This window comes from Deefgea tanakiae (assembly GCF_019665765.1).
Classification (GTDB): domain Bacteria; phylum Pseudomonadota; class Gammaproteobacteria; order Burkholderiales; family Chitinibacteraceae; genus Deefgea; species Deefgea tanakiae.
This window is the reverse complement of sequence record NZ_CP081150.1, coordinates 3,257,963-3,280,334: the sequence shown is the minus strand read 5'-3', so window position 1 is coordinate 3,280,334 and position 22,372 is coordinate 3,257,963. Positions and strand designations below refer to the sequence as shown.

Annotated in this window: 20 protein-coding genes; 14 read left to right on the top strand and 6 right to left on the bottom strand. The window is 49.2% G+C overall.

The features are described from left to right. Window positions 1-233 precede the first annotated feature (233 nt). The gene (locus K4H28_RS15330; protein ID WP_221006008.1) at window positions 234-1,901 is read left to right on the top strand and encodes an LTA synthase family protein; all 1,668 of its coding nucleotides are present in this window, start codon (window positions 234-236) and stop codon (window positions 1,899-1,901) included. 114 nt (window positions 1,902-2,015) lie between these two features. Here K4H28_RS15330 and K4H28_RS15325 read toward each other — a convergent pair whose 3' ends face one another. Genes K4H28_RS15325 through K4H28_RS15315 form a run of 3 tightly spaced genes read right to left on the bottom strand, consistent with a single transcriptional unit; the run spans window position 2,016 to window position 4,511 of the window. Beyond that, window positions 2,016-2,942: a Dyp-type peroxidase gene (locus K4H28_RS15325; protein WP_221006007.1), complete on the bottom strand. Its 927-nt coding sequence runs from the start codon at window positions 2,940-2,942 to the stop codon at window positions 2,016-2,018. Between the two features lie 10 nt (window positions 2,943-2,952). Next, window positions 2,953-3,540, bottom strand: coding sequence for a YqiA/YcfP family alpha/beta fold hydrolase (locus K4H28_RS15320; protein WP_221006006.1), 588 nt, complete (start codon window positions 3,538-3,540; stop codon window positions 2,953-2,955). Further along, a complete protein-coding gene (locus K4H28_RS15315; protein ID WP_221006005.1) occupies window positions 3,537-4,511 on the bottom strand; it encodes a quinone oxidoreductase family protein in 975 nt (324 codons plus the stop codon). Before K4H28_RS15315 ends, K4H28_RS15320 begins: the two co-directional genes overlap by 4 nt. A 244-nt stretch (window positions 4,512-4,755) precedes the next feature. Here K4H28_RS15315 and pta point away from each other — a divergent pair, with 244 nt between their 5' ends. The 4 genes from pta (at window position 4,756) to K4H28_RS15295 (ending at window position 9,452) form a co-directional block, all read left to right on the top strand. Beyond that, window positions 4,756-6,810 (top strand): phosphate acetyltransferase, encoded by a 2,055-nt coding sequence (gene pta, locus K4H28_RS15310; protein WP_221006004.1) that lies wholly within the window; start codon window positions 4,756-4,758, stop codon window positions 6,808-6,810. Window positions 6,811-6,983: 173 nt separating this feature from the next. Then, a complete protein-coding gene (locus K4H28_RS15305) occupies window positions 6,984-7,796 on the top strand; it encodes a substrate-binding periplasmic protein (RefSeq protein ID WP_221006003.1) in 813 nt (270 codons plus the stop codon). Window positions 7,797-8,201: 405 nt separating this feature from the next. Beyond that, a complete protein-coding gene (locus K4H28_RS15300) occupies window positions 8,202-9,140 on the top strand; it encodes a sodium-dependent bicarbonate transport family permease (protein ID WP_221006002.1) in 939 nt (312 codons plus the stop codon). A gap of 9 nt (window positions 9,141-9,149) precedes the next feature. Continuing rightward, window positions 9,150-9,452 (top strand): P-II family nitrogen regulator, encoded by a 303-nt coding sequence (locus K4H28_RS15295; protein WP_221006001.1) that lies wholly within the window; start codon window positions 9,150-9,152, stop codon window positions 9,450-9,452. Between the two features lie 74 nt (window positions 9,453-9,526). On the opposite strand, the gene K4H28_RS15290 is transcribed toward K4H28_RS15295, so the two are convergent. After that, window positions 9,527-10,144, bottom strand: a complete 618-nt coding sequence (locus tag K4H28_RS15290) for an NAD(P)H-dependent oxidoreductase (protein WP_221006000.1) — start codon at window positions 10,142-10,144, stop codon at window positions 9,527-9,529. Between the two features lie 237 nt (window positions 10,145-10,381). On the opposite strand from K4H28_RS15290, the gene K4H28_RS15285 reads away from it, so the two are divergent. The 3 genes from K4H28_RS15285 to K4H28_RS15275 all read left to right on the top strand — a co-directional run bounded on the left by K4H28_RS15285 (window position 10,382) and on the right by K4H28_RS15275 (window position 13,470). Continuing rightward, a complete protein-coding gene (locus K4H28_RS15285) occupies window positions 10,382-11,137 on the top strand; it encodes a substrate-binding periplasmic protein (protein WP_221005999.1) in 756 nt (251 codons plus the stop codon). A gap of 98 nt (window positions 11,138-11,235) precedes the next feature. Beyond that, a complete protein-coding gene (locus K4H28_RS15280; protein WP_221005998.1) occupies window positions 11,236-12,714 on the top strand; it encodes an alpha-amylase in 1,479 nt (492 codons plus the stop codon). 87 nt (window positions 12,715-12,801) lie between these two features. Next, window positions 12,802-13,470 (top strand): transporter substrate-binding domain-containing protein, encoded by a 669-nt coding sequence (locus K4H28_RS15275; RefSeq protein ID WP_221005997.1) that lies wholly within the window; start codon window positions 12,802-12,804, stop codon window positions 13,468-13,470. Window positions 13,471-13,678: 208 nt separating this feature from the next. On the opposite strand, the gene K4H28_RS15270 is transcribed toward K4H28_RS15275, so the two are convergent. Next, window positions 13,679-14,284, bottom strand: coding sequence for a LysE family translocator (locus K4H28_RS15270; RefSeq protein ID WP_221005996.1), 606 nt, complete (start codon window positions 14,282-14,284; stop codon window positions 13,679-13,681). 280 nt (window positions 14,285-14,564) lie between these two features. Between K4H28_RS15270 and K4H28_RS15265 the strand changes: the two genes are divergently transcribed. Both K4H28_RS15265 and K4H28_RS17000 read left to right on the top strand, forming a co-directional pair. Further along, complete coding sequence (locus tag K4H28_RS15265) at window positions 14,565-15,248, top strand: class I SAM-dependent methyltransferase (RefSeq protein ID WP_221005995.1); 684 nt, start codon at window positions 14,565-14,567, stop codon at window positions 15,246-15,248. A 57-nt stretch (window positions 15,249-15,305) separates the two neighbouring features. Beyond that, the gene (locus K4H28_RS17000) at window positions 15,306-16,271 is read left to right on the top strand and encodes a YcjF family protein (RefSeq protein WP_221005994.1); all 966 of its coding nucleotides are present in this window, start codon (window positions 15,306-15,308) and stop codon (window positions 16,269-16,271) included. 268 nt (window positions 16,272-16,539) lie between these two features. Here the strand turns inward: K4H28_RS17000 and K4H28_RS15255 are convergent, their stop codons facing one another. After that, the gene (locus tag K4H28_RS15255) at window positions 16,540-18,051 is read right to left on the bottom strand and encodes a sensor domain-containing diguanylate cyclase (RefSeq protein WP_221005993.1); all 1,512 of its coding nucleotides are present in this window, start codon (window positions 18,049-18,051) and stop codon (window positions 16,540-16,542) included. Window positions 18,052-18,275: 224 nt separating this feature from the next. Here K4H28_RS15255 and K4H28_RS15250 point away from each other — a divergent pair, with 224 nt between their 5' ends. From K4H28_RS15250 to K4H28_RS15235, 4 genes are all read left to right on the top strand, one after another. Then, window positions 18,276-18,923, top strand: a complete 648-nt coding sequence (locus tag K4H28_RS15250) for a YiaD family glycine zipper/OmpA-like lipoprotein (RefSeq protein WP_221005992.1) — start codon at window positions 18,276-18,278, stop codon at window positions 18,921-18,923. 262 nt (window positions 18,924-19,185) lie between these two features. Then, a complete protein-coding gene (locus K4H28_RS15245) occupies window positions 19,186-19,722 on the top strand; it encodes a DUF3302 domain-containing protein (protein ID WP_221005991.1) in 537 nt (178 codons plus the stop codon). Further along, window positions 19,715-20,857, top strand: coding sequence for an HlyD family secretion protein (locus tag K4H28_RS15240; protein ID WP_221005990.1), 1,143 nt, complete (start codon window positions 19,715-19,717; stop codon window positions 20,855-20,857). The genes K4H28_RS15245 and K4H28_RS15240 overlap by 8 nt, the downstream gene beginning before the upstream one ends. A 13-nt stretch (window positions 20,858-20,870) precedes the next feature. Beyond that, the gene (locus K4H28_RS15235; protein ID WP_221005989.1) at window positions 20,871-22,268 is read left to right on the top strand and encodes a TolC family protein; all 1,398 of its coding nucleotides are present in this window, start codon (window positions 20,871-20,873) and stop codon (window positions 22,266-22,268) included. Window positions 22,269-22,372: the final 104 nt, after the last annotated feature.

Below are 22,372 nucleotides of genomic sequence, written 5' to 3'. Positions count from 1 at the left end.
CTTGAAAAATTGAACGTTGCGCGGTCAATTCATTGATCTGAAAGGAAATAACTCAGATTGATTATAGCTTGTAAGCAAATCTGCATCAGTAAGTACTAATACTTACTGATGCAGATTCTCACCGGTAGCAGCGCAACAAGCCAATGCCTTTAATCAGTCGGTCTTATTTCACAACTACAAAAATTCATCAAAGCTTTATAATTCCGACTTTATTTCGTCATGATTGTTTGCTAGTGAAACTACCCGCTTTTTTCTCCAGCCCGCTCGCACAACGCTGCATACCAATTGCATTGCCTATTTTGGCGCTGATTGCAGGGCGTATCTGGGTGGATACGCAATGGAATATGCCTCGCGTCGGCTTTTCACTGCTGCTGTATTTCTTCTTCGCCGCTTTTTTGCAGCGCTGGGCTGCGGTAGTCGCCACTTTGGCGCTTGAAGGGCTGTTGCTGAATATTTCTTATATAAAAGAAGTCGCAACCAGCGAGCCTTTACTCGGTGCTGATTTATTTGAAGTGGGCCAAGGCATGGCGCTCACCGGCTATATGGATTGGCATATTTGGGCGTATGCGCTGATTTTGCTGGCAGCGCTCGCGTATGGCCTATGGCGGCACCCTAGTTTTAGCAAACGCCGAGTTGGCTTGGCGCTCATCTTGTGTGTTTTAGTGGGGATGCAGCTGGATAGTACGGGAAAAATGTCGGCCTACGCGCAACCACTGATGGCGCAATATTTAGGCAGCAACTATTCCAATTACAATTTTCGCGTCAATGCGCGGCAAAATGGCATCTTGGGGCATTTAATGCTCACCGCCGAAACGGCGCACAAACCCAAAGCGGGGCAACACCAATTTTATACGCAAGCGCTAGCTGCGGCAGAAAACCCGAGCAGCCCCGACATCGTCGTGGTGATGTGCGAATCCTGTTATACCGATGCGCGCTTACCGACCAAAATGGCCGAACTGACTCAAGCGGGTTTTAGCGAAGCACGTGTGATTAGCCCTGTGTATGGCGGCGGTACGGCCGAGGCCGAATTTGAAGCGCTCACCGGTCTTTCGGCTTACACCTTGCCCGGCATCGATTTTCAGAATTTTGCAGGGCAGTTCAGCGACAAAATCAGTGCGCTACCGCATGCACTGGCCGATGTAGGCTACACCACGATCGGCATGCATAATTATTTTGGCACGTTCTGGAAGCGACAAACGGTGTATCCCAAAATGGGTTTTCAGCGCATCGCCTTTGTCGATCAAATGTACTGGAAACGTAAAGACGGTTGGCCAAAAGATTTTTCATTGTATAACCAAGCACTCGCGCATTACAAGGTTGCGCCAGCGGGTAAAAAGCAATTTATGTTTTTGGTCACAGTGAATACGCATGGGCCATTTATCAAAGAAAATGACTCTGGGATTACACAATACCAAGCCCGCCTTGGGCAGGCTATCGACGAGTTTAAAACCTTTACCCAGCAAATCGAAGCCAGCGCCAAAGCGCGCAAACGAGATGTGATTATTGTTATTTTTGGAGACCACAAGCCGGGGCTGAATCAAGAGTTTTATGAGCGTGGCATTTTCGATGCGAGCTTTTTCAGTAATCGCGATCCAAAAAACTTGCAGTTTAAAAACATTCTGAACCAAGAACAAACGCGAATTCGCGGTGATGTGCCTCTGTTTATCAAAGGCAGTCGCGACCCAGAACAAGCACAAGTGTTAGCCGATAAATTACAAAGTCGACCGCTATTTTGCTTACCCGCTGAGCTAGCACGTTTGAGCGAAAATACCGACCCGTTTTACAATGCCGTCGCCGAGCGCTGCGCCAAGAACGAAGGGTTTTACACGAAAGACTTATGGTGGCGAAGCGTATTCCCCGAAGCGGTTTACGCTGAGCGTTTGTTTGCAGAGACAAAATAAAAAAACAGGGTATACGCCTCTAGGCATTAGCAATTAATACCCAAAAGCAAATACTAAACAAAAAGCCGTTCAGTCTTCCAACTGAACGGCTTTTGCAATTAATGGGGCTCTAAATTATTTGGCCAATCGAGCCAAAGCCTCTCGACTAGGGACAAAAAATGCAGCTCCGCTGACGGCACGGCTGAAGTTAAGCAAATGGTCGACGCGGCCATCCGAAGTTGGCGAAATCATTTTGGCGAGCATTTTTTCGAAATTTACCGGCGTTTTACAGTAAGACGTAAAGTACAAACCTTGATCGCCGCCCGGCGTGCCATACGGCAAGGACTGGCGCAAGATTTCTAGCTCTTGCTCGTTTTCTTCGATCACCACGCGGCTAATATGCGCAGTCAGTGGTTTGTCTTCATCGGACAACTCTTCATTGCTTTCTTTGGTGCGACCAATCACCGCTTCTTGCTGCTTCACTGGCAATTTATTCCAGATTTCCATCCGATGAACGTAGCGCTGCACGTGTAAATAACTACCACCAGCCCACGTGGCATCCTCGTTCCCGACCAAAGCGACTTTGGCGCGATCTTCATCTTCTGGATTCTCTGTGCCATCGACAAAGCCGGTTAAATCTCGGCAATCCCGATAGCGGAAACCATGCGTGGTTTCGATCACGTCCAAACAGTGGCTACTAGCCTGCACGATTTGATCGGCAAATTCATGCAGTAAATCGTAGCGCTCGGCCCGCAAATGCAAAATCACATCGGCCGAAGTGGCTGGCGCAGGGTGGATAGCGCCCGGAATACGCGGAAAACTACGCAATAGAGTCGGCTTTTCTCCCGCATAAAATTCGGGCCAGACCTCCGCGCCGAAACCGACAACCGCATAAAATTTTGCATCCGGATTTGCTGTGGCCAATTCATCCGCTTTATGGGGCAATTTGGCAAAGAAGGCTTTCAACTCTGCATCCGCTCGGCGCCCTAAACGGCGGCGAAATAACAAAAATAAACCATGACTTGAAGCTGCGGGCAAAATACCACTTTGCGGAGTCGACATGCCTTTCCTCTTATTCTGATGATTTTAACTTACTAGAACATGCAAAAGCCCAAATGGACGCCAGCCATTCTGGATAGCCAATGAAACTATGGTCGCCACCGGGTAAAATCGTTTGTTGGCAACCCGCATACCAAGCCACGGCATCTCGATAATCGAGCACTTCATCTTCAGTTTGCGCCAGCAGCCAGTAACGACTCAAATCGGTCGGCCTAGCCTCAAGCTGACAAAGCTTATCAGCAAAACCAGCATCTATAAAATGAATCTCGCCCGTTTGGTAATTTTCTTGCTCGCCCAAATACTGATTAATCAGCGTATACGGGCGCACGGCAGGATTAATCAATACCGCTCTGCCGCCAAATTGCTCCACCGCCCACGTGGCAAAGAAACCACCAAGCGAGCTACCAACCAAACAAAAATCGCCCTGTAATGGCTGCAGAAGTTCGGTCAGCATCGCCGCCGCCGCTTGTGGCTCCATCGGAATGCTAGGGCAAAGATAATGCGCCGCTAATCCTTGCTCGGCCATCCATGCGGTCGTTTCTTGCGCCTTTTGCGACAGCGGGCTCGATAAAAAGCCATGTAAATAGATCAATGTCGTCATGGAAATAATATAGTCGAGCCCGTCGTGCGCCGTGCCGCTAAATCCAAATGCGCTTGCTGCACATCAACCATTGCGTAGCTTTGACCGATTTGCGGCACAATCCATGACTTGGCCAGCGCAGCAAAATAATCTTGCGCCGTTTCAACCAATTCAGCACGATTGCGGGTGTAATGCGCCAAAGTCGGCCGCGTCAAAAATAGCGATCCTTGTTGCGCTAACAAGCCCAGATTAAAGTTTGAAACCGCCCCTGATGCATTGCCAAAACTCACCAACATGCCGCGCACCGCCAAGCAATCGAGCGAAGCGGCAAACGTCGCCTCGCCCACCCCATCGTAAACCACAGGAACACCCTCGCCAGCGGTGAGTTCGCGCACTTGCGCCACCCAATCGGGGTCGTGGTAATTGATGACATGATCGCAATAGGCGCTGGCTTGCCCCGCTTTCTCTTTTGACCCCACCGTACCAATGACCCTCACCCCCATTGCTTGCGCCCACTGGCAAGCAATTTGCCCCACGCCTCCGGCGGCGGCATGAAACAAAATCGTTTGCCCAGCTTGAACTGGAAAAGTGCGTTTTAATAGGTACTGCGCGGTCATACCGCGTAGCAAGGTTCCAGCAGCAACTGCATCAGGTATTGCCTCAGGAACCAGCACCAGCTTATCAGCAGGCATGATACGGTAGGTAGCATACGCACCCACAGCCCCGCCAGCATACGCGACGCGATCACCGACTTGTAGGTCATGAATACCGTGTCCAATTGCCTCAATCACGCCGCAGGCTTCTAGGCCTAAACCCGAAGGCATCGTCAAAGGATAGAGCCCACTGCGATGATAGGTATCGATGAAATTGACACCCATCGCCAAGTGCTTGAGCAAGACTTCACCCGCGCCTAAATCGGGTAACTTGCGAGTCACCAGCGCCATTTCCTCGACACCACCATGCTGTTTGATTTCAATCCGCTGGGTCTGCATTGCCTTCTCCAAAATCAGGTTTTCATCTTATTCCAGCATTTTGCCCGCTGCCCAATTAAATTAGCAATCCAAGAGTGTATTTCAGCGAACAGCCATTAAACCGCAGTTAAGTCCCCAAAAACAGGGAAAAATACCGCGAAAAAAAGCGGCAAACTTAGAGCTGTGTCATATAAAGAAAACCTCAGCCAAGTTATAGTCTCGTTATTGCTCACAGTTCGAGCACCTCAATAGTAGGTTTAAATTCATGCAAACATTTTTTATTGCCCCTACGCGGCTCAATGTCGGTCTTACTTCGGTCACGCTCGGTGTCGTGCGTTGCCTACAAAACCAAGGCTTGAAGGTCGGTTTTGTCAAACCCGTTGCGCAAGACCAATCGGCGTGTGAAATTGAACGCTCTACGCATTTTGCGCGACAAATTTGCCAGCTTGATGTCCCTGATGCGCTACCAGCCAACTACGCGATTGAACAAGTCTCGATTGATGAAACCGACGACCTACTCGAAGAAATCATCACGATGAGTATGTCGGCAGGTAAAGATGCCGATGTATTGGTGGTGGAAGGTCTGCATCCTGACCCGAGCAATCCATTTACCACACAACTGAATACCGAAATGGCGCTCGGCCTGCAAGCCACGGTGATTATCGTTACTGATGCGAGTGCGAAAACCGCCGCCGAAGAAATTCGCGTGACTGAGCGCCAATTTCGAAATGAAGGCGTGACCGTTGGTGGCGTGATTTTCAATAAGGCCGCCGTTGACTTTGATTTATCGGCAATGCAAGCCGAAATAGGCGAGCTAAAAATCTGGGGTGTCGTGCAATTTGATCCCAAACTACTCGCCCCACGCACCCTCGATGTCGCCATGCATTTAAATGCTGAGATCATCATCAAAGGCGAGCTAACCAAGCGCCGCGTCACAGAAACAGTGGTCGCGGCACGTGCCGTACCCGAAGTGATTCGCCGCTTGAAAGCCGGTGCGCTGATTGTCAGCTCGGGCGACCGCGACGATGTGATTTTGGCAACAGCGCTCGCCGCCAGCAATGGCGTACAACTGGCAGGCTTGGTGCTCACACACAATACCGAACTCAATGAAACCGTGCGCGCATTTACTGAAATGGCCTTCCACACCGGCATCCCAGTGCTACGCACCGAAGGTGATAGCTTTGGTACTGCCTTGGCAATTAGTACGGTACCAACCGCAGTACCGGCAGATGATAAAGACCGCATGACACGCGTAATGAATTCGGTGGCCGAACAACTCAATAGCGAAGCGCTTAAAGTCGGCGTAAACACAAAACTGGTTCATCACTTGAGCCCTCCGGCCTTCCGCTATCAACTGATTCAAAAAGCACGTAATGCCAATAAACGCATTGTGCTGCCCGAAGGCGAAGAGCCACGTACCATCAGCGCGGCAATTGCATGTGAAGAAAAAGGCATCGCCCGCTGCGTCTTGCTTGGCAAACGTGCGGTGATCGAAGGGATTGCTGCGACGCAAGGTTTGGTCATTCCAGCATCACTCGAAATTCTCGACCCAGATGACATCCGCGCTCAATACGTGCCGCCGATGGTTGAATTGCGTAAATCGAAAGGCCTAACCGAGATCCAAGCGCTACGCCAACTCGAAGACAATGTCGTGCTTGGCACAATGATGTTGGCGATTGATGAAGTCGACGGCCTCGTTTCCGGCGCAATTCACACCACGGCCAATACGATTCGCCCAGCTTTGCAATTGATCAAAACTGCACCTGGCTCATCGATTGTGTCATCGGTATTCTTCATGCTGATGCCCGAACAAGTTTTGGTCTACGGCGATTGCGCGGTCAATCCTAACCCTGATGCCGAACAACTGGCTGAAATCGCGGCGCAAAGTGCGTACTCCGCGCGTGCCTTTGGTATCGAGCCGAAAGTAGCGATGATTAGCTACTCAACGGGGCAATCAGGTACCGGCGTCGACGTAGATAAAGTGCGCAGCGCGACTGAAATCGCCAGAGCACGTCATCCGCAATTGATGATTGATGGCCCACTGCAATACGATGCGGCATCAGTACTCGAAGTCGGCCAACAAAAAGCACCGGGCAGTCTAGTGGCCGGCCAAGCGACGGTGTTTGTGTTCCCCGATTTGAATACGGGCAACACCACCTACAAAGCCGTGCAGCGCAGCGCCGATGTGGTCAGCGTGGGTCCAATGTTGCAGGGCTTGCGCAAACCTGTAAATGACTTATCACGTGGCGCTTTGGTCGACGATATTGTGTTCACGATTGCGCTGACAGCAATTCAAGCAGAGCAGATGATTGCCCAGTAGTATTGCCGGCTAAGCATTATTTATTAATGCCTACATTAAAATACCCCAGAACAATGCTGGGGTATTTTTTATTGCGGCCTATCTTGACACCATAAACTGTATTTTAGTGTTGGCAATTGCGAGTAGAGCAGCAATAGTGAAAGATGTTCTCGATCACTATAAAGATGACCGCCATGCGCAAAAGCGATTTTAGTTGCTGCATTTTCGCTGCCACGCTGATTAGCGTTCCGGCACTCGGTTGCAGTAAACCGATGAAAATGACCATCGAGCAATGGCCACCTTATATCTACACCGATGCGAAAAACCAAGCAGCAGGACTGGATATTGAAATCGCCAAGGCAATTTTCAAAGAAGCCGGCTGCATTTTAGAGATCGGCGCGGAAGTACCGCGTAAACGGCGGCAGTATATGTTTAGCAAAGGTGAAATTGATGTAATGCTCGCGGCATCAAAAACGCCAGAGCGGGAAGCATTTAGTTATTTCAGCAGCCCCTACCGAAATGAATCAGTTAGTTTATTTACTTCTCCCAAAAAACTAGAAAAATATCAATCGATCGATAGCTTCGGCTCTATCTTAAAGCAACGCATTACCTTACTCGCGCCAAATGCCGGTTGGTACGGGGACGACTACAAGAGCCATTATTTCTGGCTCAATGAAGCGAATTTATTATCGCCGTTTGAAACATTCGCCCAAGCGATCAAGATGTTTGAAGTCAATCGTGCCGAATTAGTCATGGGCGATACCGGCGCCTTGGTCTATGAGGCCAAACTGAAAAAGCTGCCACTGGCCGCCTTACCCAAATTAGTCCTTAACGATAATGTGCGACTGATGCTCAACAAAAAAAGCACCACCGAAGCCGACCTCAATGCCCTCAACGCCGCCATGGCGCGCTTAGAAAAACGCGGAGTGCTCGAAAAGATCAGAACTCAATACGGCATGGGCTTGAACGAAATGCCACGATCAACGCCAGAGCCCGCCACGAAATAATTTAGATATCTAAATTATGAATGTGCAGAGCGACGACAGGGACTAGCTGCCTGACGTTTCACACTAGACATGCGGTTTGATGACGTTCCCACCTGTTCGGTAAAAGCGCAGTTCCGATGTCTCAAAAAATGGGGTAAATTGCCGCCACCCATACTAAAAACCCAAAAGTCTTAAAGCGCCCTCAAGCGCGCCAGGTTTCGCAGACTGGTAGGCAAAATTTGTGGCGAACACATTCCTACCTTCACTCGGGCACGATAAGCCGTAAGAATACACATGCAGCCCAACCTCTGTTACGTAGTTTGACTACATACATTTCGTACAAAAACCTTTGTTTTTATATGTTTTTAATTTTTAAAATCTGTAGTAAATTCGAAAACATAACGAATAGACAAGAAAGATTCCTACATGCAAATCGATCCAGTGGTGCTGTTTTTCTTACTAGGTTTAGCCGCAGGCTGCGCTAAATCCGACCTTAAATTACCCAGCGCTTTATACGAAACGCTATCGGTGTTTTTATTACTCGCCATCGGGATTAAAGGCGGCTTGATTCTCGCCAAGCAACCCATTCTCACGATACTGCCGCAAGCAGCACTGGTACTGGTGATGGGCGCGTTGATTCCACTACTAATTTATCCATTGCTGCGGCTCAAGCTCAGCCAAGTCGATGCGGCCAGTATGGTGGCGCATTATGGCTCGGTTTCAGTGGTCACTTATGCGGTCGGCGTGGCATTTTTAGGTCGGCAAAACATTGACTACGAGTCACAAACGACGCTGTTTTTAGTGTTGCTGGAAATGCCAGCGCTGATGGTCGGCGTGGTCTTGGCGCGGTTGGGGCCAAGCGCCGCTAAATCAGGGCACGGCTGGGGCAAATTGCTGCACGAAGTCTTCCTTGGCAAGAGTATGGTGCTACTGATGGGCGGCTTGCTAATCGGCGCACTAGCGGGTCCTGAAGGAATACAACCGCTGGACAAACTGTATATTGATTTATTCAAACCGGTATTGACGCTGTTCTTGCTGGAAATGGGTTTGGTCGTTGCGGGCAAACTCGGGATTTTGCGCAAACACGGTATGCTGGTATTAGCGATTGGTATTGGCCTGCCATTGGCGTTGAGCTGGGTTGGCATTGCCTTTGGCCTGATGATGGGTTTGTCGCTCGGTGGCATCACCTTGATGGCCGTGCTAGCGGCTTCGGCCTCCTACATCGCCGCGCCTGCCGCGATGCGCATGGCGCTGCCGGAAGCCAATCCTGCGCTCTCACTCGGGGCCGCACTGGGGATAACCTTCCCGTTTAATATCTTGGTGGGCATTCCACTTTATCTGCAATTTGCGCGTTACGTCGCCTAAGGAGCTGTGATGAACTTCCCTACTCGTACTTTGCTCACCATCGTGACCGAAGCGGTGCTTGAAAATGATTTAATTGAATTATTTGAAGCCAATAAAATTCGCGGCTGGACCATCGTCGCGGCGCGCGGCAATGGTGCACACGGTGAAAAACACGGCAATTTCGATGCCAATGAGAATATTCAAATTGAATTGATTACCGACACGGCGACAGCAGAACAACTGGCTAACGTTGTGCAACAACAATTTGGCGCGAACTATGCGCTGGTGCAGTGGCTCAGTGAAGTGCGCGTTTTGCGTGGTGAAAAGTTCTAAAAAACCACCAGCACTCAATGTATCGGCCGCTAGTTATTAGTGGCCAAGCTACAGCAGCCGATACATGTACATCTTTAAGCTACCGCCTCAAACGCGGGGACCATGATTTCAGCAGGTAGGTAGGCGACTAAATGCTGGCGATAGCGAGTAATATCACTGGCGATATCGGGTTGTTTGATGACATCGTTGCAGATAAAAGTCGGCAATGCCCTCATGCCCAAAAATTCATTGGCTTTATGAAATGGCAAATACACACGATTAACACCTGCGCCACCAAAGAAATCATCGGGGGCATCAAATGCACTTTTCGGCGCATTCCAAGTGACTGATAACATATAGGTTTTGCCTTGCAGCAAACCACCAGAACCATATTTCTTATTCACATCGCTGCGGCTGCGCCCATCACTGCTGTACAAACGTCCATGCCCAGCAGTAAACACTTCATCAATATACTTTTTTAAGATCCAAGGCGCGCCCATCCACCAAGCTGGCATTTGATAAATGATGGTATCAGCCCACAAGAATTTATTTACCTCAGCCTCAATATCATACCCCTGATCTACCTCAGTTACTTTCACTGCGTGACCAGTGCTCAACAAAGTCTCGTGCGCCACATTGCTGAGCGTGTGATTCAGCTCACCATTGGAATGCCCAAACTGTTTTCCCGCATTGATAATCAAAATATTCGACACTAAAGTAGTTCCTCTGCCTAAAATCTATGCCAGCAGAGTAACAATAACCCCCATTTAATTAACTGTAATAAAGCCAACATTCAATGCAAATTGTTCATACCATCACAAGCAACGCCATGCAATTTACATAAGCCGCCTTGGATTTACTCTGCATTGAAACAAAGATGTCATATGATGAAGCTAATCTGCATCCCCATCTTGGTGCTGCCTCGCTAACCCAACCGCAACAATACAAACATGCTCAATTTAGTTCGCGCTACGGTTATATTTTTAGCGCTCTGCTGCCACACTAGCTATGCAGCATCACAAAGCATCGCTCTAGCCAATGGCGAATGGCCGCCGCTGCTAGGTGAAACTTTGCCTAGCTATGGTTATGGCAGCCAAATTGTGAGCCGAGCTTTTGCGCTCAAACAAGTGCGCGTCACTTACCATTTTTATCCTTGGAAGCGCTCGCTTGAAGAAGCCCGCACTGGGCGCGTGGCAGGCACTTTATTGTGGAGCAGTAATGCAGATCGGCAAAAAGACTTTCTGATAAGTCAGCCCGTCTATCGCAGTAAAACGATGCTGTTTTTTAATCGCAACCGCCCCATCCACTGGCAGCAACTCAGCGATTTAAAGGGCAAATACGTTGGCGTCACCAATGGCTACAGCTATGGCGAAACGTGGAATACACTCATCAGCAATCGCACCCTCTTTGCCGATCAAGCCAATACCGACGTGCAAAACTTTGCTAAATTGCTTGCCAATCGCATTGACGCGTTCCCCTGTGAAGAAATCATCGGCATGCACATTATTCGCAGTCAGCTGGGTGCTGAAGCGCTCCAACAAATCAATATCAGCCCCAAACCCGTGCATGATGAACCAATGCATTTATTAATTAGTCGCCGCCATCCGAACGCAGAGCAACTAATGCGCCACTTTAATGCGGGACTGGCGCAAATGAAACGCAACGGCGAACTCGACGCGATTCTCAAAAAAGCTTTTCAACGCTAATTACTTCAGCTCAAGCCCCCATCTTCATCAACTCGTCATCTACAGCGCCTGCTTATTGCGTACTATGGGTTTTCTTGCAGATCGGCGGAGTTTGATTCATGGCGGCAACAAATGGCGTAATGATGCAGTACTTTCATTGGTACAACCCCGCCGATGGCACGTTGTGGGATGAAGTCAGCCGCAACGCCAGCGAATTGGCGCAAGCCGGCATCACCGCGTTCTGGCTACCGCCCGCCTACAAAGGCTGCAATGGCGCAAGCGACGTGGGCTACGCCGTCTACGATATGTACGACTTAGGCGAGTTTGAACAAAAAGGCAGTGTTCGCACCAAGTACGGTAGCAAAGCCCAATACCTCGCCGCAATCCAATCGGCGCAAGCCGCTGGCCTACAGATTTACGCCGATACAGTACTGAATCACCGTATGGGCGGCGACGTCGCCGAACCCTGCCGCGCTACGCCATTTCTGCAGAATGACCGCATCAATGCCGCAGGTGAAGCGCGCGAAATCAGCGCTTACACGCAATTTAATTTCCCCGCCCGCCAAGGCAAGTACTCGACCTTTCAATGGAATCACACGCATTTTGATGCGGTCGATTACGACGCAAACAATCCCAATTCGCACGACACGATTTACCTATTGGAAGGCAAACAATTCGACGACGAAGTTGCGCTCGACGCGGGCAATTACGCCTATTTAATGGGTTGCGATTTGGATTTTCAAAATCCGGCAGTGCAAGACGAAGTCATCAACTGGGGTAAATGGACGCTCGATACCACTGGTATTGATGGCTTTCGGCTCGATGCCATCAAACACATCGCCGCGTGGTTTTTCCCAACGTGGATTGATGCGATGGAACGACACGCGGGCAAAGATTTATTCGTCGTCGGCGAATATTGGACGCCCGATTTACAAGAATTGGTCGATTACATTGACCGTCTCGGCGGGCGGATTGCCGCCTTTGACGTGCCACTGCATTACCAATTTCACATCGCCAGCCGCCAAGGCGCGGACTATAACCTGTGCCAACTCGGTTTTAATAATGTCGAGCAACGCCGCCCCGATCATGTGGTGACCTTTGTCGACAATCACGACTCTCAGCCAATGCAAGCCTTGGAATCCCCTGTTGAAGCGTGGTTTAAACCGCTGGCGTATGCGTTTATCCTGCTGCGCCAACAAGGTTATCCCTGCATTTTCTACCCCGATTATTACGGTGCCAGCTATAGCGACACCGGCAAAGACGGCCAAACCCACGAGATCACGCTAGCGAGCCATCGCTTTCTAATCGACCGTTTCCTGCATGCCCGCCAGCATTATGCCTACGGCCAGCAATGCGATTATTTCGACTTCCCCAACTGCATCGGCTGGACGCGCTTGGGTGATACCGAGCATCCCAAAGCGATGGCGGTCGTGATGAGTAATGGCCTCGCTGGTTACAAACGCATGTATGTCGGCCAAGCGAAAGCGCGCTTTAACGATCTCACTGCACATTGCCCAGAGCCCATTCACACTAACGCCGATGGCTGGGCCAGCTTTCCCTGCCCAGCAGGGTCGGTTTCAGTGTGGTTACAACATTGAGTAAATCTAAATTCCAGCATCAATTAAGGTGCATCACTATTAAATTGCGCCTAAGCTAACTCTTTAGCACCACATCAGCGAGCTGCGATGTCTTTATTTCCTCGCTTTTTCCTGCTCTATCTCTGCTGCTTATCCACAGCATGGGCTGCACCGCCCGTGCTGCACGTCGCGCAGGGCGAAACCAAAATGCCCTATGTATCGTCCGACAATCAAAGCGGCATTGAATACGATATTGTCACCCAAGCGCTCAGGCTGGCGGGCTACAAAGTTAAAATCGAATATTTACCCAATAAACGTGCGCTGCTTGAATTTCGCGATGGGCAGCTCGATGGCGTAATTAGCAATACCGGCAACTATCTTTCTGAGCCTTATATTGCCTACCAAAATATGGCGATTACATTGTGCCAAAAACAGATCCACATTGATTCAATCAAAGCCCTCGCGCCGTATCAAGTAACCGCTTTTCACAACGCCAGCCAATATTTAGGGGCTGACTTTGCCAAAATTGCCAGCAACAAAATAAACTACCGCGAGCTATCACCGCAAAAACTAATGAACCGCATGCTATTGGCGGCGCGTTTTGATGTTGCGATTAGTGATATCAACATTTTTAAGTATGAACACAAGAAAATAGATCCCCTTGGCAATCAAGCCTTATGTCCTTTTGCGATTTTCCCGCCGACCCTCTATCGTCTTGAATTCCGCGAACCCATAGTAAGAGATCGTTTTAACGTCGCGCTAAAAAATTTTTCGTGAACAAGGTCTCTACGAACAACTAGCCAAAAAATACGGCATGCCCCTTGACCAAAATCGACCTTATTTCAAACCATAAGCAGTGTGTACGGTGCAAATTTTGATTGGCGCACGTTAAAAGAATTCGTCCATACAACTGAAAATACAAACCCATTGATGTATATGGCTGTAGATATTATTTATCAATGACTACAAGCCAATACTCTAAGCACTAAATCAGACCAATCAACTCATCGTACAACAAATAAAACGCAGTCAGCGCCATTAACGTGGCCATGATGCCGTTGAAGATTTTTAGATTTCTAGGTACGAGTAAATGATGGCGTAATGCGTCACCCAGCCATGCCCATACACCGATGCAGGGTAGATTAATCAAGGCGCACAACAGTGCCAAACCTAAGGCAGCCTGCCAATGTTGTTGCCCTTGAGGCAGAAATAAAATCACCGTATTGAGCACCATCACCCAAGCTTTGGGATTGATCCACTGAAATGCGGCTGCGGCAATAAATGACATCGGCCGTGCAACTGCTTTGCCCTCCGGTGATGCTGAAAGCCAGATCTTCCATGATAGCCATAGCAAATAACTGCAGCCCAGCACCGCCAAGATCGGGCGAACACTACCCAGCATCGCCATAATCCAAGCCAAAAACAGCCCGACCAAAAACACCTGCACCGCATGACCGATGCTGATGCCGAGCATGTGCGGAATGGTGCGGCGAAAGCCAAAATTACCGCCCGATGCAGCGAGCATCAAATTATTCGGTCCCGGCGTAACCGACATGATCGAAACATAAGTAATGAAAGCAAGATTGAGCACAGGCGATCCCTTTTTGAAACAAGGCTTTGATACTAGTTGGATTGGCTCGCTGATTACAGTGGCATTATTAGCCCGGTTTGAGGGTTACAGTTTTGAACAATCTTGCGATTTGACAAAGCTGTTCTGAGTTATTCTGCGATCTGTGGCTGGCCAGTGTTAGCATGGGCCACCTTTAACGATACGCACCTCTGCCCCGCCGTCTACTCCTCGCCTTGCAAAGCGCCCATGCGCTGCGTCGGTTCGAATTGAATTCTTCGCCGCATATGCCCAAGGCCCGCTCATGCCCTCTACCCTGCCACTTGGCTATCAAGTCAAATGCCAAGCCGTTGCCGTTGTCGGCGGCGTTGATTTAGAAATTCGCTCTTTGCTGGATAAACAGCAATTTTTTGACCCGCTCGGCGAAGCAGAAGCGGCGGGCATTTCTGAATCGTGCTGGCCGCTGTTTGGCCAAGTTTGGCCGTCGGCGCAAAAGCTGGCCGATTTGATGCAGGTGTATGAACTCGGTGGACGACGGATTTTGGAAATTGGCTGCGGTTTGGCGCTGGCCAGTATGGTGATTCATCGCCGCCTTGGCGATATCACCGCCAGTGATTGCCATCCCTTGACCGAAACCTTCCTCAAAGCCAATCTCGTGCTCAATACCTTGCCCGCGCTGAAATATTGCACCGGCAATTGGGGACGGGAAAACATTAGCTTAGGCGAGTTTGATTTAATCATCGGTAGTGATGTGTTGTATGAACGCGGACACCCCGAAGTTTTGGCCGAATTTATTGATTTACATGCCGCGCCCAAGGCAGAGATCTTGATCATCGACCCCAATCGCAGCAATCGCAGCGCATTTCACAAGCAAATGGCCAGCCGTGGTTTTACAATGAGCGAAACGATGTTGACCACCCCCTTGCATGACGGCAGCGCTTATCGTGGGCGCTTATTACAATACCTGCGGTCAGCACCTCAGCAGTAAAGGGAACAAAGCGGCGGCGTTCTGGTCTAGTCTTTATTATTTGATTGAGAGCACACCATGCAAGCCGCCCAGCAACAAGCCATTTTGAGCATCGCCTTACTCGCCGCCTTTGCCGACGGCAATAACGACGAACGTGAACGCGAGCATATTCGTGGCCTAGCGCAGTCTTTGGGGCAAGATAGCGGGCTGGACTTAAGTCGCCTCTATCAAGACGTGTTATTCAAACGGATTGATCTGGCTAGCGTCTGCGCGCAGTTGACCGACCCCGCTGAGCGCCAATTTGCTTATGAAATGGCCGTGTGCGTCTGCGATGCCGATGGCAGTACCAGCGCCGCAGAAAGTGCCTTTTTGGCCGACTTAAAAGTGCGCCTTGCGCAAGCCAGCGCACCGATATCAACCTTATTCCAACGCGACGCCGATACCCTCGCCAAAGCGGGCCAAAACATCGTGCCTTTGCAATCTGCAACGCCGCTGGCGCAACAAACGCCAAGCAACGCCGCCCTCGTGAATACCGCCGAGATAGACAGCAGCATTTTGAAATCGTCGATTTTGAATGGCGCGCTCGAGCTATTGCCGCAAACTTGGGCTTCGGTGGCGATAATTCCGCTGCAGATCAAGCTGGTGTACAACATCGGGCAACGTTATGGCTACGAGCTGGATCAAGGGCATATTCGTGAGTTTATCTCGACTGTTGGCGTAGGATTGACCTCGCAATACCTAGAACAATTTGGCCGCAAATTGATGGGCGGCTTGTTTGGTAAAGTCGGTGGAAAATGGGGAAAAACCATCGGCGGCGCAGCGACCGGCATGGCGTTTTCTTTTGCCAGCACCTATGCGCTAGGCCAAGTGGCGAAACGCTATTACGCCGGCGGCCGTACGATGAGCGCCGATTTACTCAAACGAACTTTCCAAGAAACGCTGGCACCGGCTAAAGATTTGCAAACCAAATACCTACCCGAAATTCAACAGCGCGCCAGCACCCTCAATGCCACTGAAATCATGGCGCTGGTCAAAGGGAAATAATCAATAGGTATTGCTTGCTAGTTATTAAAGAATAATGCCTATCAAGCAATACCCTAGTTAAATTTGGTGATGTTCAGATTTGGTGTTGATGTTGGATTTGCGCTTTTGTCCCCTCTCCCTTGACGGGAGAGGGCTAGGGTGAGGGTGAAATGTTGAATTTAGCGTCAAAACAAGCATTGCCACCCCCATCCCAACCTTCCCCCGTCAAGGGGGAAGGAGCTACTTCAGCTCATTCTCATGCATATCAACACCAAATCTGAACATGTCCTTAAATTTCAATCTCTCGATTGCGCATTGCCGTTTTATGTCGATACATGCGCTGATCGGCCAACTGCAGCAATTCACTCACACTATCGGCCTCGGCCGGATAACTGGCGATACCGATACTGGCAGAGAGCGTCAACGATTGCGATTGCCAGATAAATGGCGGAGCTAAAGCATCCAGCAAAGCTTGTCGCAGTGCCGCGCACCGCTCGTTGTCACTCAAACCCACCACCAGAATGGCAAATTCATCACCGCCCCAACGCGCGACTAAATCTTGGCTGCGCACCGAACGGCGCAAACGTTGCGCCACTTCGACCAAGACCGCATCACCCGCTAAATGCCCGTATTGATCATTGATCGGTTTGAAATAATTCAAATCCAAATAAGCCAAGGTAAATGGGACGCCACTTTGACTTGCGAGAGTCATGCGCTGGTCAAAATTTTGCCGATTCGCGCAGCGAGTGAGGCGATCTTGCGTTGCCCAGCGATGCAGCTGATTTTTATGCCGCTGCACCGTGATACGACGCAAGCGTTCACTATGTTGCCAACGCAATGCCAATAATAAGACCAGCAGCAAAAAGGACAGCATCATCAAAGGCACCATCCCCAACCAACTGCGCCACGACAATTGCTGACGGGTACGCAATTCAAACGGCTGCGAATCAGAAGCGATAACCGAAACCATTTCGATGGTCGGTAACAATTTGGCGATCCAAAATAGTTCACCGGGCGAGGTAATCTTAAACAATTGTTTTTGCTGCGCAGTCACTGAGCCAATGTAATCCATACTGACCTGCCAACCTGGCGCAAGGTCTTGCAGCTGAGGCATCAAGCTATTGGCTTTGATCACCAAACCAGCATATAGCGGCCAACTGGCATCGGGTTTCTGACCACCTAATTGATAGACTGGGATCGTAATACCATAGGCGATTTCACCTTCAATCAAACGAAACGGCCCCGTACTCCAAGCCTTGACTTGATTGCCTGAATTTTGTAGCTGTGGGCTTAAAAAATGCACGGCATTCACATCAAGCCCGAGCACATCCTCTGCTTCTCGCGGCAAAGGTGCCATAAAAACGATAGGAAAGTGCACATCGCGCACTTTCAGTGCTGTTGTTTTACGGGTTTTTTCATAATCAAAATCATGCACCTTAAATCCACGATACCCCGCTGCGCGCATCGTGCTCTCAAGCCCAGCTACTTCGGCGTGCGTAATACGCTGCACCGTCTGCAAGCAATAAATATGTGGATTGCGACTGAGCAATAACTCAGCAAAAGGCCGAATTGATTTATCTTGAGGAAATGCTTGCCGAGATTGAAATGCAGCAAAACTTTCCAATACCGTATCGGCTTGGGCTTGCAGTTGAGCAATTTGCTGGGCAATTTGATTGTGTTTTTGCGTATGTAAAATATGCTGGTTTTGCCACCAAAATAAGCTGTAAAGACTAAAACTTAAGACCAGCTGCGCCAGCCATGCCATATAAATAAAACGCTTGGTTCTGAGTGGCTTCGCCATTTTCTTTCATATCAAGAAATTATATATATAGATAATATCAATACTTGTAATGCAAAGTAAGTAAAATGAATAGCTAGCGAATTTTCATATCTAATTCAGTAGAAATAAGAGGACATCACCGCATTTGTGAAAAGACTCACCCTGACTTTGGTACTTTTCAATAGCAAAATGGCATACGTCTGTGGTCTGATAGGCGCAATTTACTGACATCTTTAGGAAACATCATGAAACGTGCTTTACTTCCTGCTTTATTGGCTTTGAGTTTGGCGGCAACGGGCTGCTCAAATATGTCAACTACTGAAAATACGCTACTAGGTGCTTTGGGCGGCGCAGCAGCAGGCGCGGCGGTGAGTAAAGCGTCGAAAGGGCGTCACACGGGACGTGATGCGGCGATTGGTGCGGCTGCAGGTGCATTAGGTGCTTATTTATGGTCTTCCAATATGGAAAAGCAAAAACAAGCGATGGAACAAGCTACAGCAGGCACAGGAATTGAAGTCAGCCAAACCGCCAATAATGAATTGAAAATCGAAATTCCCGCTGATTTCTCTTTTGATATCGGCAAAGCCAATATCAAACCGAATATGCAGCCGGTCCTTAACCGCCTCGCTCAAACGCTCAATCAAAATCCTGTGACACAAGTTCGTATTGTTGGGCACACCGATAGCACGGGCAGCGATGCGATCAACAATCCATTATCAGTCAATCGTGCGGTAGCTACGCGTAATTACTTGGCTGGACTCGGTGTGGCGAGCCAGCGTATGAGCGTTGATGGCGTTGGCTCTTCAACTCCAATCGCAAGCAACGACAGCGTGGCAGGCCGCGCTCAAAATCGCCGTGTTGAAATTTTTGTCGCCGAGCCTGCACAAAAATAAAGCGCGTTCGGATTCAGTAAAAAGCCTCACATTCGAATGTGAGGCTTTTTTATGTCAATGCAAAATAGAAAAATTGAGACTGACTCATGATGTAGTTTGTATTGAAATCAATACGCCACACTCAACGCGCTGTTCTATATACAAGTAATCGTATTAATTTATAGTACAGCACATATTACCCGAGCATCACTGAATAACCGACATCGCCATTCAAAAATCAAAGCCCAACGCTCATTGGATTGCTTGAACTGGAAAATCAAAAATGAAACTAAACACCACTCTATTGCGCATTCGCGCTATTGGGATCACTGCGTTGCTATCTATCCTGCCTACCTCGGCTTGGGCAATGGCTGGCATGGAAGAAAAAATCGCCGATGTGATGGTGTGGATTTTGATTGTCGTGCTGCCAATTGCGGCGCTATATATCTTCTGGAAAATCCACGTGTTACCCGAAGTCTTTGCCGAAAAACACCACCATCCGCAAAAGCATGCCATTCAAATCTTATGCTTATTGTCGATTGCGGTGGGCGGTTTACTCTGGCCATTAGCATGGCTATGGGCATTTACCAAACCGGTGACTTACAAAGCGGCCTATGGCACAGATAAACACGATGATTATTTCCTCAAGCCCGATGGCGAACACGCCAATAAGCCGATGGATTTGGCGATTGTCGATGACGAATTAATATTGCTGAAAGAAAAACTCGAGGGCTTAAACAAAAAGCGCGAGCTAATTATCAGCAAACAAGCCGCAACATCTGCGTCATCAACTCAAACGCAGGAGAAGCAAAATGCTTGAGTTAATCATTGGTGGTTATGCTTTTATCGTTTGGTTACTTTGCGTCAAACTCAAAGTGATTCCATGGAATATCAAAACCCAAGTTGGTGCTGTCGCTGGTGCTATTTTTCTAGCGGCTTCGATTATTTTCACCATCAATGTGGTGACACCATCATCGAGTGATGTACGTGCAATCAATTACGTGGTGGAAGTGGTGCCGCGAGTGTCGGGTACCGTGACGCGCGTCGCTGTAGAAGGCAATCAAATGCTGAAAAAGGGCGATATTTTGCTCGAGATCGACAGCACGCCGTATCGCTTGAAAGTAAAGCAACTCGAAGCGCAAGTTGCTGATGCCACCGCATCAGCCAAAACCTTGTGGCAAGATTTAGATAGCGCAAAAAGCCAAACAACCTCAGCCCAAGCTCAGCTCGACCTGATGAAAAAACGCCTTGGCCAAGCCCAAGAGTTAGCCAAAGCAGGTGCAGGCAATCAATTTGACGTCGAAAGCTTTGCTACTGAAGTTAAAAAAGCAGAGTCGGCGGTGGCGAGCGCAAAAACGGCGGAAGCCCGAATTACCACCAAACTGGAAGGTGTTGTTGGGCCTGATATTGCCAGCGTAGCGCAAATTAAAGCGCAACTCGAAGCGGCAAAGTACGACCTCGAATCCACCGTTATTCGTGCACCAACCGATGGTTATGCTGTCAATGTCACCGTACGGCCAGGCAATTTCTTGGCTTCAATGCCTTTCCGTCCAGCAATGAGCTTTGTAGAACATGAACAGCGCATCGTTGCTTTCTTTGAACAGAATGAATTGCGCTTTATTAAACCTGGCGACAAGTCGGAAATCGCCTTTAAGACTTTACCGGGCGATATTGTGCATGCCAAAGTGGATTCGATTATCTGGGCCAATGGCCAAGGACAATCCGTACAAAGTGGCACAGTACCCAATGCGCCAATGGAACATTTGCATGCACCATTAGCACAAAAATTTGCCGTCAAACTGACCGTTGACCCAGCAGAAAAACCATTTATCCCGATGGGCGCGCGCGGCGGGGCAGCGGTCTACACCGAAAAACTCGCGCCCCTGCATTTACTGCGGATGGTGATGATTCGGATGCAATCGAAATTGAATTATCTCGTACTGAAACTGCACTAAGGAATACGAGACAATGCATCAGCAACTTCATCACATTAAACGACTGGGTATTGCCACAGGGCTTATTATTACATTGGCCTCTTGCGCCATACCTGTCGCACCAACGCGAGACGATCTTCATCAACAAGCGTTAGCTCAGATCAAGTTCCCTACCAAATGGCAACATGCCAAAAGTACTGGGGAGTTTGATGCCGCCGCCTTGGGCTTTACTTTGCCAGCCGAGCTGGTCGAATTAATTGCCGAAGCACAGCGCAACAACCCTGATTTACGCTTAGCAGCACTGCGCGTCGAACAATCACACAGCGCGGTCAAAGCGGCTGGCGCGGCACTGATGCCAATGATCGCCATCGGCGGTCAAGCCGGTGAATCGGCCATCCCCACCTCATCGATGGCGATGAATGGTTTAGCGCTGATCGCCCAGTGGGAAATTGATGTTTGGGGCAAAACCCGCAGCAGCCAAGCGGCCGCGCGCGAACAAAGCCTTGCCGCTGAACTCGACACACTGTACGCACGGCAATCGATTGCCGCAGCAGTGGTCAAAAGCTGGCTCAGTGCCACTGAAGCGACGCAGCAAATTCGCCTCGCTCAAGAGATGGTATCGCTGGCAGAACAACAGTTGGCGCTAATCAAGGTGGGGCAAAAAGTAGGCCGAAACACCCAGCAAGATGTCTTACTCAATCAATTAGCGCTTAAAAATTATCGTGGCCAGTTATTACAAAGCCAACAAGCGCTGAACGCCAGTCAACGCGCGCTTGAAATTTTAGTGGGTCGTTACCCTGCCGCCGAGATTGCTGTTGCCTCCGCCTTGCCAGCGGAGCCAAGCGCAATTCCTGCCGGCCTGCCGTCTGATTTAGCCGAACGCCGCCCTGACTTAAGAGCTGCAGAAAGCCGTTTTCGCGCAGCGTTTTACAACGTAGAAGTCGCCAAAAAAGCCTATTTACCGTCTATTTCACTGACTGCAGGGCTTGGCGTGGCCGACAATAACTTGTTTAAATTACAAAAAGACTTAAACAACCCCATTTGGGGCGTCACTGGCAAACTGCTTGCGCCGATATTTACTGCAGGTCTGATTGATGCACAAGTTGAAGTTAAAACTGCGCAACAACAAGAGACCACGGTTCAATATGCGAAAACCATGCTCAGTGCGCTGAACGAAATTGAAGGCGGCTTGTATGCTGAGCAAAAATTGGCAGAACGTTACCAATTGCTAAAAGCGCAGATGAATGACCAACAAAAATTGCTTGGCTTACAGAAAGTCCAAATCAAGGTTGGTAAAGGCGATCATTATCAACTGCATCAGCAGCAGTTAAATCTCGCTAGCTATCAAATCAATCTGCTACGCTTGCAAAATGAACGTCTCATTCAGCGCGTAAATTTGCATTTGGCCTTGGGTGGTGTTTATCCGATGTAACGATCGTTAGCACTGAACGCAATAAAAAAGCCGAGCTCATTCGGCTTTTTTTATTGCTATGACAAATGATGAATTCAAAATTAATCCAGATGAACTAAGCTAAA

What these genes read in the sequence shown, in the direction of transcription:
- K4H28_RS15325 (WP_221006007.1), bottom strand. Translation starts at nt 2,942, where the DNA reads ATGTCGACTCCGCAAAGTGGTATTTTGCCCGCAGCTTCAAGTCATGGT.
- K4H28_RS15320 (WP_221006006.1), bottom strand. Translation starts at nt 3,540, where the DNA reads ATGACGACATTGATCTATTTACATGGCTTTTTATCGAGCCCGCTGTCG.
- K4H28_RS15315 (WP_221006005.1), bottom strand. Translation starts at nt 4,511, where the DNA reads ATGCAGACCCAGCGGATTGAAATCAAACAGCATGGTGGTGTCGAGGAA.
- pta (WP_221006004.1), top strand. Translation starts at nt 4,756, where the DNA reads ATGCAAACATTTTTTATTGCCCCTACGCGGCTCAATGTCGGTCTTACT.
- K4H28_RS15305 (WP_221006003.1), top strand. Translation starts at nt 6,984, where the DNA reads ATGCGCAAAAGCGATTTTAGTTGCTGCATTTTCGCTGCCACGCTGATT.
- K4H28_RS15300 (WP_221006002.1), top strand. Translation starts at nt 8,202, where the DNA reads ATGCAAATCGATCCAGTGGTGCTGTTTTTCTTACTAGGTTTAGCCGCA.
- K4H28_RS15295 (WP_221006001.1), top strand. Translation starts at nt 9,150, where the DNA reads ATGAACTTCCCTACTCGTACTTTGCTCACCATCGTGACCGAAGCGGTG.
- K4H28_RS15285 (WP_221005999.1), top strand. Translation starts at nt 10,382, where the DNA reads ATGCTCAATTTAGTTCGCGCTACGGTTATATTTTTAGCGCTCTGCTGC.
- K4H28_RS15280 (WP_221005998.1), top strand. Translation starts at nt 11,236, where the DNA reads ATGGCGGCAACAAATGGCGTAATGATGCAGTACTTTCATTGGTACAAC.
- K4H28_RS15275 (WP_221005997.1), top strand. Translation starts at nt 12,802, where the DNA reads ATGTCTTTATTTCCTCGCTTTTTCCTGCTCTATCTCTGCTGCTTATCC.
- K4H28_RS15265 (WP_221005995.1), top strand. Translation starts at nt 14,565, where the DNA reads ATGCCCTCTACCCTGCCACTTGGCTATCAAGTCAAATGCCAAGCCGTT.
- K4H28_RS17000 (WP_221005994.1), top strand. Translation starts at nt 15,306, where the DNA reads ATGCAAGCCGCCCAGCAACAAGCCATTTTGAGCATCGCCTTACTCGCC.
- K4H28_RS15255 (WP_221005993.1), bottom strand. Translation starts at nt 18,051, where the DNA reads ATGGCGAAGCCACTCAGAACCAAGCGTTTTATTTATATGGCATGGCTG.
- K4H28_RS15250 (WP_221005992.1), top strand. Translation starts at nt 18,276, where the DNA reads ATGAAACGTGCTTTACTTCCTGCTTTATTGGCTTTGAGTTTGGCGGCA.
- K4H28_RS15245 (WP_221005991.1), top strand. Translation starts at nt 19,186, where the DNA reads ATGAAACTAAACACCACTCTATTGCGCATTCGCGCTATTGGGATCACT.
- K4H28_RS15240 (WP_221005990.1), top strand. Translation starts at nt 19,715, where the DNA reads ATGCTTGAGTTAATCATTGGTGGTTATGCTTTTATCGTTTGGTTACTT.
- K4H28_RS15235 (WP_221005989.1), top strand. Translation starts at nt 20,871, where the DNA reads ATGCATCAGCAACTTCATCACATTAAACGACTGGGTATTGCCACAGGG.